This is a genomic window from Rhizobium sp. BK512 (assembly GCF_014194915.1).
Classification (GTDB): domain Bacteria; phylum Pseudomonadota; class Alphaproteobacteria; order Rhizobiales; family Rhizobiaceae; genus Rhizobium.
Map to the genome: position 1 here is coordinate 1 of NZ_JACIAS010000007.1, position 11,966 is coordinate 11,966.

Annotated in this window: 10 protein-coding genes; 5 read left to right on the plus strand and 5 right to left on the minus strand. The window is 59.9% G+C overall.

From position 1 onward, the window contains the following. Positions 1 to 351 precede the first annotated feature (351 nt). The 4 genes from FHX06_RS23420 to FHX06_RS23435 all read left to right on the plus strand — a co-directional run bounded on the left by FHX06_RS23420 (position 352) and on the right by FHX06_RS23435 (position 5,779). Positions 352 to 1,299 carry an ornithine cyclodeaminase family protein gene (locus FHX06_RS23420; protein ID WP_113209831.1) on the plus strand — a complete coding sequence of 316 codons (948 nt, stop codon included), beginning with the start codon at positions 352 to 354 and terminating at the stop codon, positions 1,297 to 1,299. 5 nt (positions 1,300 to 1,304) lie between these two features. Further along, a complete protein-coding gene (hrpB, locus tag FHX06_RS23425; protein ID WP_113209830.1) occupies positions 1,305 to 3,761 on the plus strand; it encodes an ATP-dependent helicase HrpB in 2,457 nt (818 codons plus the stop codon). Between the two features lie 60 nt (positions 3,762 to 3,821). Next, positions 3,822 to 5,132: an ActS/PrrB/RegB family redox-sensitive histidine kinase gene (locus FHX06_RS23430; protein ID WP_113209829.1), complete on the plus strand. Its 1,311-nt coding sequence runs from the start codon at positions 3,822 to 3,824 to the stop codon at positions 5,130 to 5,132. Positions 5,133 to 5,200: 68 nt separating this feature from the next. Further along, positions 5,201 to 5,779 carry an ActR/PrrA/RegA family redox response regulator transcription factor gene (locus tag FHX06_RS23435; RefSeq protein ID WP_025670009.1) on the plus strand — a complete coding sequence of 193 codons (579 nt, stop codon included), beginning with the start codon at positions 5,201 to 5,203 and terminating at the stop codon, positions 5,777 to 5,779. Here the strand turns inward: FHX06_RS23435 and FHX06_RS23440 are convergent, their stop codons facing one another. Both FHX06_RS23440 and FHX06_RS23445 read right to left on the minus strand, forming a co-directional pair. After that, entirely contained in the window at positions 5,780 to 6,274 is a 495-nt protein-coding gene (locus tag FHX06_RS23440; protein WP_113209828.1) for an MmcB family DNA repair protein, read from the minus strand. A 9-nt stretch (positions 6,275 to 6,283) separates the two neighbouring features. Continuing rightward, positions 6,284 to 6,454: a hypothetical protein gene (locus FHX06_RS23445; RefSeq protein ID WP_162710101.1), complete on the minus strand. Its 171-nt coding sequence runs from the start codon at positions 6,452 to 6,454 to the stop codon at positions 6,284 to 6,286. A 2-nt stretch (positions 6,455 to 6,456) separates the two neighbouring features. On the opposite strand from FHX06_RS23445, the gene FHX06_RS23450 reads away from it, so the two are divergent. Beyond that, the gene (locus tag FHX06_RS23450; protein WP_112545010.1) at positions 6,457 to 7,137 is read left to right on the plus strand and encodes a L,D-transpeptidase; all 681 of its coding nucleotides are present in this window, start codon (positions 6,457 to 6,459) and stop codon (positions 7,135 to 7,137) included. A 78-nt stretch (positions 7,138 to 7,215) separates the two neighbouring features. Here FHX06_RS23450 and FHX06_RS23455 read toward each other — a convergent pair whose 3' ends face one another. The 3 genes from FHX06_RS23455 to FHX06_RS23465 form a co-directional block, all read right to left on the minus strand. Further along, entirely contained in the window at positions 7,216 to 9,387 is a 2,172-nt protein-coding gene (locus FHX06_RS23455; protein ID WP_113209827.1) for a malate synthase G, read from the minus strand. An 88-nt stretch (positions 9,388 to 9,475) separates the two neighbouring features. Next, positions 9,476 to 10,888: a cytochrome P450 gene (locus tag FHX06_RS23460; protein WP_113209852.1), complete on the minus strand. Its 1,413-nt coding sequence runs from the start codon at positions 10,886 to 10,888 to the stop codon at positions 9,476 to 9,478. A gap of 47 nt (positions 10,889 to 10,935) precedes the next feature. Continuing rightward, complete coding sequence (locus FHX06_RS23465) at positions 10,936 to 11,883, minus strand: DUF1402 family protein (protein ID WP_113013517.1); 948 nt, start codon at positions 11,881 to 11,883, stop codon at positions 10,936 to 10,938. Positions 11,884 to 11,966 lie beyond the last annotated feature (83 nt).

An 11,966-nucleotide genomic window follows, 5' to 3' on the forward strand; every position in this document is an offset into this window, starting at 1 on the left:
TTGATTTCTTTAGAACGAGAGACTTCGTCGCCAGCAGCGCCGCCGCCCTCGTCAGTGAGTGGGCTTATAATCCTCACACACCGAAACAGTCAACACCACCAATCCAACTTTTTTGACATTTTTGTAACAGGTTGATTTTGCTTGCTGTTTTTGAGCGCTCGGTCACACGCGCCAATTTGCCGGTCAAAATAGCCCGGTTTCGGATCGGTTTTCGCTCGATACGGTCAAGCAGTCTCGATTTTGGGTGCCCTCCTTATATGGGAAGCATGGCCCCGAATTCCAACCGCTTGCCTCGACCGCCCCAATCGCTAGTCTGAAACAGTCATATCCAAGCCGATACGGAGTTTCAGAATGCTTGTCCTCGATGAAGAACAGACGCGATCCGCACTGCCCTGGGCGGAGCTTATCGACGCCATCGAGGCAATGTTTCGAAGCACCTGCGTCATGCCCGTTCGCCATCACCACGATATGGAGGTCCCCGGGGAAGAGAATGCCACTCTTCTGTTGATGCCGGCCTGGCTCCCCGGGCAGTATACGGGCATCAAGACTGTTTCCGTCTTTCCCGGCAATGTTCGCCGAAGCCTTCCGGCGATTTTCGGAAGCTATCTGCTCTCCTCTGCAGCAACCGGCCAGATGCTGGCGGTCATCGAGGGCGGGGAGCTCACGGCACGCCGGACTGCAGCGACCTCGGCCCTGGCGTCGCGCTATCTTTCCCTGTCGGACGCCGAGGAAATGCTGGTCTGCGGTACCGGCCGACTTTCACTCAACCTCATGCAGGCACATGGGATAGCCAGACCGATCCGGCGCTACCATGTCTGGGGACGCAATAACGAAGCGGCGGAGAAGGTAGCCGAGGAGGCGCGAGCACTTGGGCTGCAGGCCGAAGCTGTGAGCGATCTTGGAGCGGCGGCGAAAACGGCCGATATCATTTCCTGTGCGACGCTCTCCAGCGAGCCGCTTATTCGTGGCGAGTGGCTTAAGCCCGGTGCCCATCTCGACCTTGTCGGCGCTTTCAAACCCAGCATGCGCGAGAGCGACGATGATGCCGTGCGTCGCTCCGCCGTATATGTCGATACGAGAGCCGGCGCGCTCAGCGAAGGTGGCGACATCGCGCAACCGCTGAAGAGCGGGGTATTAAAAGCAGACGATATACGCGGCGAGCTCGCAGAACTGATCGCTGGCACCTGCGGTAGACGGAAGGACGATGAGGAAATCACGCTCTTCAAATCCGTTGGTGCAGCGCTCGAGGATCTGGCCGCCGCCATCCTTGCCTATGAAATGGTGACGGGCGAAAAGTGAAGACCATGCCTTCTTTGCCGGAGCTTCCGGTTTCGCACATGCTGCACGATATCAGCGCGGCGCTTGGCAAGGAGAAGCGCGCCGTACTTTCGGCTCCTCCGGGCGCCGGGAAGACGACGCTCGTACCGCTTCATCTGCTTGGCCAGGCCTGGCGCGCTGACGGGAAGATCATCCTGCTAGAACCCCGCCGGCTGGCGGCACGCGCCGCGGCAAGCCGGATGGCGTCTCTGCTCGGGGAGCAGGTGGGCGAAACGGTCGGCTACCGCATGCGCCTGGACAACAGGATATCGGCAAGGACGCGGATCGAGGTTGTCACCGAGGGAGTCTTCGCTCGCATGATCCTCGATGATCCCGAACTTTCAGGCGTCTCCACCGTCATCTTTGACGAATTTCACGAGCGGTCGCTGGATGCCGATTTCGGTCTTGCGCTGGCGCTTGACGTTCAATCGGCGCTTCGCGACGATCTTCGAATCCTTGTGATGTCGGCAACGCTTGATGTCGAGCGGGTGGCTGCGTTGCTTGAACATCCGCCTATCATCGAAAGCATGGGGCGAAGCTTTCCGATTGATATCCGCTATCAGGACCGACCGGGCGGCGAGCGAATTGAAGACGCAATGGTGCGGGCGATCGCGGGTTTTCACGCGAGCGAAACCGGATCGATCCTCGCTTTCCTTCCCGGTCAGGCGGAGATCACACGGACGGCAGAGCGACTCGAGGGGCGGTTCGGCGCCGAGACGCTGATTACACCGCTCTACGGCAATCTCAGCCAGAAGGAGCAGGATACGGCGATCCGCCCTGCGGCACCGGGTACCCGCAAAATCGTGCTTGCGACCTCGATTGCCGAAACCTCAATTACCATAGACGGGGTACGGATCGTGATCGACAGCGGGTTGCAGCGGCTGCCCGTCTTCGAGGCATCGACGGGCATCACGCGGCTGGAAACCGTGCGCGTGTCGCGCGCTTCGGCCGATCAGCGCGCCGGCCGCGCCGGAAGAACGGAGCCGGGCATCGCCATCCGCTTGTGGCACCAGGGCCAGACGGCGGCGCTCCCGGCCTTCACCCCACCACAGATCCTTTCGAGCGATCTTTCCGGTCTCGTACTCGATCTTGCCTCTTGGGGCGTCCAGGATACAAAATCGCTCGCCTTTGTCGATCAGCCGCCGGTGACGACGATCAAGGAAGCGCGCGCGCTGCTGGTACAGCTCGGGGCGCTGGACAAGGACGGCGCGTTGACGGCGCGCGGAAAGGTGATGCGCGACCTCGCCCTGCCGCCGCGATTGGCTGCCATGGTGGTTTCGGCTGGTGAATCAGGTCATGCCAAGGATGCGGCGCTGATCTCCGTGCTTTTGACCGAGCAAGGGCTCGGCGGCACCAGCCTCGATCTGGAAGAGCGCCTGCGACGGTTCAAAGGCGAAAAAGGCGAAAGGGCAGAGGCTTCGAGACGGCTCGCGGAAAGGCTCTCGGAAGGCTTCAACAAGGTTTCAAGTGCTGAACCTGCGCTCGCAGGAAGGCTTCTGCTGCACGCTTTCCCGGATCGGGTCGCACTTCAGCGCGGCGCGCGCGGGCGATATGTCATGGCGAATGGCCGCGGCGCGGAGCTGGCGGAGACCGAGCGGCTGGCCGGCAGCCAGATGCTGGTCGTTGCCGATCTGACGGGCCGGGCCGCGCAGGGGAGAATTCTGGCGGCAGCGGACATCTCCCGTGCCGACATCGAGGTTGAACTGCCGGGCGAAATCCGGACGGACGACCAGACCTTTTTCGACAGGCAGAGCCGGCAGGTGCGGGCACGCCGGGCCACAAGGCTCGGAGCGATCATCTTCGAGGAAGCGCCGCTTCCGCGCCCCTCGGGCGAGGCGGTGGTGCGGGCGCTTGCGCAGGGATTGCAGGAACTAGGGCTCGATCAGCTTCCCTTTCCCAAGGAGGCCCTGCAACTTCGGGAGCGAATCGGCTTCCTGCACCGGACGATCGGTGAACCGTGGCCCGACATGAGCGATGAAGCACTACTTGATCGGATGGAAGACTGGTTCATCCCTTTCCAAACGGACGCGCGAGGGCTTTCGGATATTTCCGTCTCCGGGCTCTCCAACGGGCTGATGGCGCTCGTGCCGCACGATCTGCAGCGCGATCTCGCACGGCTTGCTCCAACGCATTTCGAGGCACCAACGGGGCAGCGTCATCCGATCCAGTACGACGGCGAAGAACCAACGCTGACGATCCGGGTTCAGGAGCTCTTCGGTCTCAAGCAGCATCCGGCGGTCGCTGGGGGACGATTGCCCCTGCTTCTGGAGCTTACTTCTCCGGCCCACAGGCCGATCCAGACGACCCGCGACCTGCCCGGTTTCTGGGCGGGCTCATGGAGGGATGTGCGTGCTGACATGCGGGGGCGCTATCCGAGACATCCCTGGCCGGAGAGGCCTGACGAAGCGGCGCCAACGACAAGGGCAAAGCCCCGTGGTACATAATCTGCCGTCCTTAGAGCGCCGGCGTCGATGCTGTGGGAGTTTGGGCTGTAGGAGTATGGCGTGATCGAGAAGACCGAGATCCAGACACAGGAAGACAGGCTGAGCAGCCGCCGGCTGCGGTTGCAGACTTTGGTGCGATTGCGGTGGCTGGCAGTCACCGGCCAGGCGGTAACGGTCGTCATCGTCGCCTTCCTCTTGAAATTCCCCCTGCCGCTGGTTGCCAGCTGCTCGCTGATTGCCGCACTCGCCTGGGTGAATTTCTATCTGATGATCCGGTATCCGCCGACCCACCGGCTTGAGCCGCCTGCCGCTTTCGCGCTTTTGGGTTTCGATCTTTTGCAGCTCTGCGCGCTGCTCTTCATTACCGGCGGCCTAGCCAATCCCTTTGCAGCGCTGGTCTGCGTACCCGTCATCATTTCCTTCGCCTCACAGCCGATCCGCTACAGCACGGCATTGATCGGCTTTGCGATGGTCTGCATTACCGTGCTTGCCTTTTCGCCCTTCCCGCTTCCGTGGTTCGACGGGATGGAAATCAATGTGCACAATGTCATGCAGTTCGGTGTCTGGTGCTCGATCGCCTCGACGATGGCCTTTGCCGCCTTCTATGCCTACCGGGTGTCGATGGAAGCGAGCCAGCTTGCCGACGCGCTGGCAGCAACGGAGCTTGTGCTGCAGCGGGAGAAGCATCTTTCGCAGCTCGACGGGCTTGCTGCCGCGGCAGCCCATGAACTCGGCACCCCGCTTGCCACGATCAGTGTCGTTGCCAAGGAAATGGAGCGCGAGCTCAAGAATGACGACCGGTTCCGCGAGGATGTGCAGCTCCTGCGCAGCCAAAGCGAGCGCTGCCGCGATATCCTTCGTCGGCTGACGACGCTCTCTGCCGAAGGCGAGGCGCATCTGCGGCGGCTACCGCTCTCCTCGATGATGGAGGAAATCGTGGCGCCGCATCGCGAATTCGGTATCAAGCTGGAGTTGATTGAGAAGAGCCCGCGCAGGGGCGAGCCTGTTACCGACCGCAATGCCGGCATCATGTACGGGCTTGGCAACCTCATCGAGAACGCCGTCGACTATGCGCGGGAGAAGGTGACGGTCACGGTGGAGCATGATCACGAAAAGGTGCTCATTGTCATCGAGGACGACGGCAACGGTTACGCACCCGATATTCTCACGCGGATCGGCGAACCCTACGTCACAAAACGGCAGAAGGAAGATACGGCTGGAGGCCTGGGACTGGGGCTTTTCATCGCCAAAACGCTACTGGAGCGCTCCGGTGCATCCTTGATTTTCGAAAACCGCGAACCGGAAAATGCCGGCGCTCGCATTCGAATCGAATGGCCACGCGTATTGATGGACGCAAATTCGACAAAATGACTTTGTGGGCATAAACAGGATATGAGCGGTTGACGCATTTCGGACATTCAACCGTCGGGACCGTAGCGATGACAGATCAGAATCACGAGATTTCCGCCGGCTCTAACGAGGAGCATATCGGGCCCGACCCGAGCCTGCTGATCGTCGATGACGACGGCCCCTTTCTGCGTCGCCTGGCGCGGGCCATGGAGGCGCGCGGCTTTCATGTGGAAACGGCCGAATCGGTGGCAGAAGGTGTAGCCAAGTCCAAAGGCAGGCCGCCGAAATATGCGGTGGTCGACCTAAGGCTCGGCGACGGCAATGGCCTCGATGTCATCGAAGCGATCCGCCAGCGGCGTGACGATACGCGAATCATCGTGCTGACGGGCTACGGAAACATCGCCACTGCCGTGACCGCAGTGAAGCTCGGGGCTGTGGATTACCTTGCAAAACCCGCGGATGCCGATGATGTGTTTGCCGCGTTGACGCAGCGGCCGGGAGAGAAGGCGGAACTGCCGGAAAATCCCATGTCGGCCGATCGCGTCCGCTGGGAACACATCCAGCGTGTCTATGAAATGTGCGAGCGCAACGTGTCCGAGACGGCACGCCGGCTCAACATGCATCGCCGCACACTGCAGCGCATCCTCGCCAAACGCGCACCGAAATAATCAGACGTCGTCGACGTTGAAGGGCTTGCCGTTTGCCCATTCGGCCATCATCAGCCGCTGAGCAGCTGCGCGCGAGAAATTGAGGGTCACGGCCTTGCGGGTCGCTGGCGGCAGGCGGTGTTCAGGTGCTTCGCGCAGCATATGCGCCCCGTAACCATCTGAAAGAAAAAGGCCGCACTCTTCCGGAAAGATATCCAGGGGCACATCCTTATGTGTTGCAAAGAATAGCCTGTCGCAATGCAGACGGTAATCCGGCCATTTGCGATCGACCTTGAAGTCTTCGATCGACGTCTTGATCTCGACGATCCAGACCTCTCCTTTTTCAGAGATCGTAATCAGATCGGCTCGGCGACCGCTCGCCAGCGGCAGCTCCGGCAACACCGCGTGGCGCATCTCGTGAAGCAAAATCTGCATGCCACGGCGCACCATCATGGCCCTGTCCGATTGCCGGCCATCGATTAACGGATTGTTATTGTAAACGCTCAAAATCGTCATGGATAACCATCAAGTGGGGTTGGCCGTTGTTGCAAAAAAGCCATGCGCTTTTAATTTGCGGCTCAGATGGATTTTGTCGCACCGCAGTAGCCTTGCAAAGGCAAAGTTAATCGAAAATAAACCATAAATAACGATGGTCGAAAGACTATCCTCCAATTGCCCAAAACCTTCACGAGTCATCCATGCGCATCCGCAATGCATTCCCTGTATTTGGCCTGCTGGCGACCCTGGCACTGGCCGGCTGCTCAACGACGTCCGAAACCGCATCCACCGACACGGGCGCGGGTCCGACCGTTCAGACGGCACAAATCTTCAATGACGCCTATGGCGTAACGTCGGATGCCGGATACTCCCTGCCGGCGATCCCGATCGACCGCGTCAAGCCGGAATTCCGCCGCCAGATCGTCAGCTACCAGAGCGACGAACGTCCCGGCACGATCATCGTCAACACGCGCGAGCGTCACCTCTATTACATCCTGCCCAACGGCAAGGCTGTTCGCTACGGCATTGGCGTCGGCAAACAGGGCTTCGCTTGGTCCGGAACGGCCTATGTCGCCTGGAAGCAGGAATGGCCAAACTGGCACCCGCCGAAGGAAATGGCCGTCCGTCGTCCTGAAATCGCCAAGTATGTCGAAGACGGCATGGGTCCGGGCCTCACCAACCCGCTCGGCGCACGCGCCATGTACCTCTTCAATGAAGAGGGCAAGGACACGCTCTTCCGCCTGCACGGCACTCCGGAATGGGCCTCGATCGGTACTGCCGCTTCGTCGGGCTGCATCCGCCTGATGAACCAGGACGTGATCGACCTCTACAGCCGCGTCCGTCCGGGCAAGACCACCTCCAAGGTCATCGTTATCCAGTAAGCTAAAAGCCGAATTCGGTATAAAAAAGGCCGCCGGACCTTGGGTTCGGCGGCCTTTTTGCATCTGGCATGCTCAAGCTCAGGCGGTCTGCTTTGCCTTGAGCTCTATGCGGCGGCGATGCAGGACAGGCTCGGTGTAGCCATTCGGCTGCTCCCTGCCCTTCAGGACCAGATCGAGTGCTGCCTGGAAGGCGATCGAATCATCGAAATGTCCGGCCACCTGAATGTAGGCCGAATCGCCGGCATTCTGCTGATCGACGACGGCGGCCATGCGCCTCATGGTTTCGACGATCTGCTCCCTGGTGACGATCTTGTGGTGCAGCCAGTTCGCCATGTGCTGGGCGGAAATCCGCAGCGTCGCACGGTCTTCCATGAGGCCGACATTGTTGATGTCAGGCACCTTGGAGCAACCGATGCCCTGGTCGACCCAACGGACGACATAACCCAGAATGCCCTGAGCGTTGTTGTCGAGTTCACGCTGGATTTCTTCCGGAGTCCAGTTCGGCCGTACAACGACCGGCACCGAGAGAATATCGGAGAGCTTGGCGCGGGTGCGGTCCTTCAGACCTTCCTGTACCTTGGCGACATTGATTTTATGATAGTGCGTGGCATGCAGAGTGGCGGCCGTTGGTGATGGCACCCAGGCTGTGTTCGCCCCGGCCTTCGGATGCGCAATCTTCTGCTCAAGCATCGCGGCCATCAGATCGGGCATGGCCCACATGCCCTTGCCGATCTGCGCGTGGCCGGAAAGGCCGCATTCGAGGCCGATATCGACGTTCCAGTTTTCGTAGGCGCCGATCCAGGCAGCCTGCTTCATGTCGCCCTTGCGGATCATCGGACCGGCTTCCATAGAAGTGTGGATCTCATCGCCGGTGCGATCGAGGAAACCCGTGTTGATGAAGACGACGCGTTCGCGGGCAGCGCGGATGCATTCCTTGAGATTGACCGTGGTGCGGCGCTCCTCGTCCATGATGCCCATCTTGATGGTGTTGCGCGCCATGCCGAGGGCATCTTCAACGCGCGAGAAGATCTCAACGGCGAAGGCGACCTCTTCTGGGCCGTGCATCTTCGGCTTGACGACATACATTGAGCCGGCGCGCGAATTCTTGCGGCGTCCGGAGGAGCCGACATCGTAAAGCGCAATCAAGCCGGTGATCATGGCATCCATGATGCCTTCCGGCACCTCGTTGCCATCGCGATCGACGATCGCCGGGTTGGTCATGAGGTGGCCGACATTGCGCACCAGCATCAGCGAACGGCGATGCAGCTCGAAGGTCGCACCGCCGGGCGCTGTGTAAGCGATATCAGGATTGAGCCTGCGGGTGAAAGTGGAGCTGCCCTTCGTCACTTCCTCCTGCAGGTCACCCTTCATGAGGCCAAGCCAGTTGCGGTAGACGGTGACCTTGTCCTCGGCATCAACAGCAGCAACGGAATCTTCGCAATCCATGATCGTGGTTATCGCCGATTCAAGCCAGACATCGGAAATGTGGGCCGGATCGGTCTTGCCGATCGGGGTCGACGCATCGAGCACGATTTCGATGTGAATGCCGTTATTCTTGAGAAGAATATGGGTCGGCGCGTTCGCATCGCCGCGATAGCCGGCGAAATGCTCGGCATTCTTGAGCGCGAGAGCCATGCCGTTGGTGGCGGCGATAACGAGAGCACCATTCTTCACGGCGAAAGAGCCGGCATTCTTCCAGGAGTTGCCTTCAAGCGGAACCGCAGAATCGAGAAAATCACGTGCCCAGGCGATAACTTTCTCACCACGCTTGGGATTGTATCCCTTGCCCTTTTCGGCGCCGTCCGTTTCCGGGATAGCGTCGGTGCCATAGAGCGCGTCATAGAGCGATCCCCAGCGGGCGTTGGCGGCATTCAGGGCGTAACGGGCATTCATGACGGGAACGACGAGCTGGGGGCCGGCAATGGAGGCGATCTCGGCATCGACATTGGCGGTCGAAACCTGAAAATCCGGCCCCTCGGGCAGGAGATAGCCGATCTCCTTCAGGTAGGACTGATAGGCGTCCATATCCGTCGGTGCGCCGTTCTGGCGATACCAATCGTCAATCTTTGCCTGCAGCTGATCGCGCTTCAAAAGCAGTGCGCGATTCTTCGGAGCCAGATCATCCACAATCGCCGAGAAATCGGCGAAAAACTTGTCCGCATCGATTGCGAAGCCCGGCAACGCTTCCTTCACGAGGAAATCATGAAGGACGGCTTCGATGAAGAGACCATTCTTTTCAATGCGGTTCATGCGGTGTCTCCCTTGCAGTGGCAGCTTTTTCATGCTGCCACTTTGCCCGGCTTTCATTCACAGTCAATTCAGCAACAATTCGAAAGATTTATGCAGACTTGGAAACAGTCCGGCGGGTCACGCGCATCGGAAGGCCGTTTTGCGGCTGCGTCGTCAGTTTTTGCACCGGCCAGGGGTTCGTCTGATCGGTCGAATCGAACCGATAGCGATGCATCAGCACAGCCAATGCGATAACCGCTTCCTGAAGCGCGAATGTCGCGCCGATGCAGACGCGCGGACCGGCACCGAAGGGCAGGAACTGGAAGCGGCCAACGGAGGCGCGGTTTTCGGGCAGGAAACGTTCCGGCATATAGGCGCGCGGCCGGTCCCAATGGAGCTCATGGCGATGTAATGTCCAGGGCATGACGAGCACAGTAACACCAGCCGCGATCTCGACCCGCTCGCCCTTGGGGCTGGTCCAGGAATCATCTGCAATGGCCGCGCGATTGATCGACGGGGCCGGCGGATAAAGGCGGAGTGCCTCTTCGAAGGCGGCGCGGGTCTGCGGCATCAGATCCGGCCATTCGACCGGGTCTGCGCCTGAAGCGAGGATCCTGTCGATCTCTTCTTCCATCGCCTCGCGGATATGCGGGCTATTCGATACGCAATAGAGCGTCCAGGCGAGCGCGCGGGCTGTGGTCTCGTGGCCCGCACCGATAAAGGTCAGGATATTGTCCTCGATCTCCTCCTTTGTGAGACCATCAGGACCGGCCTGCTCCAGCAGCAGGGTCAGGAAATCGTTCGGCGCGGTGCTGCGATCTGCCTTCATCTTGGCAAGCCGCATATCCATGGTGTTGCGCACGATCGCCCGGAATTTCTCCAGCACCTTCTGGCCGCCGATACGTGTCACACGTGGAACCCAGGACGGCGCCCGCAGCAGATCCATCGGATCGACGCGGCCCATGCGATGCAGCAGCTCATTGACATCATCGGCGAAGTGGCCGCTCGATGTGACGATCTCACCGGAAAACAACGTGTCTGCGAGAATGGCGAAAGTCAGCTCCGTCATGTCGGTGCTGATATCGAAAATCGTGCCGTCTTCGTCGACATCGGCATATTTGCGGACGTATTCTTCCGACTGGCGCAGCATCTGGCTGGCAAAGCCCTTGGCATGGCGGGGCGTGAAAACAGGGGCGACAGCCTTGCGCGAGCGTTTCCAAACCGAACCTTCGGCGGTTAGAAGTCCGTCGCGCAGGATCGGGCGCAGCACAAGCTGGCGGACGTCGGACATGCGGTAATTATTGGCATTGTCGACCAGCACATGCTTGATCAGCCCGGGATCGTTGGCGATCAGCGTTCGCTGCCCGAAGAAATTGGTGTAGATCCAGGGTAGCGTATACGAGGGCTCGCCCCAAAGTTCGAGCGGGTTGCGGAAGATCGTCCTGATGATTTCGAGCCGCGACGGCGGCACGGTGCGCGGCAGCGGTGCCGGCGGTACGAAGGGGTCCGGACGCATGTCCATCAGCATAGCCTTTCCCGGGAGATATCGTCTTCCCGGCAGGCCTGAAGTTAGAGCAGGCCCTTGAGCTGGTCCAGTTTGTCGTTGATCAGCCAGCCGTAATAATTCTCTTCCGGCCAGACTGTCGTGCCGGAAGCGCGATTCTTGGCGGCGATCGCTGCGGCGCGCTGGCGCGAATTGCCGACATTATAAAGGGTCGCGGTGAGACCCGGATTGCCGGAAATATCCATGCCGGCGATCTCCTTATAGTCGTCGATCGACCGGCGGATCGAGGCGGCGACAAAGGCGAGCGAGATATCGGGGTCCATGATGGCCTTGTAGACCGATCCGGCGTTCTTCTCATCCAGCTTGGGATATCCCGATACGCGCGATACCAGATCCGACAACATGAGCGCCGTCAGCGGATTGACCTGACCAAGACCGAAGGTCTGACCGGCATAGAAGGGCTGAAAGAAGACAGCGCTGAAGCGATTGTTTGGAAAGCTCTTGCCACCCACGGTCTTGCCGCGGAAATCGCTTTCCCAAACGTCCTCGCGGCAACTCCAGAGCGTGTAGGAATCGCTCTTGCCGTTGCAGGCGGCAAATTGCGGCCGGTCGACGAAATCATCGACACTCTCGCCATCATAGGCAAAACGGAAGCTCTGACCGGCATAGGACGCGGCCTTCACATAGTAGGACTGCAAGCGGTCATAGGCATCGACATTGTAAGTATGTTCGCCGACGATCGCGCCGATCACATGAATGGGGTTGATACCATAGGCATTCGAAACCTTCTTGATCTTGCCCATGAGTTCATGGTCGGTCGACAGGAGGTCGTACACCTTCTCATATTTGATATCGAACGTCGTCTTGGTGCCCTTGGTGCGACGGACCGAAGCGCCTGGAATATCCGGCTGCTCGGCATGACGGTTGCCTGGCGGGACAGCCTGCGCCGCAAGCGCAGGAACCGAGCCCGCAATGGTGATGGCAATCACAAGGCTTGTCAAAAGGCGTCGCACGATCTGCTTTCCCGTCTTTCCCTGTCGTCTTCGTGTCGCGGCTGACTGGACCAGAATCTTGTCCGAATAAAGCCGTACAAAAA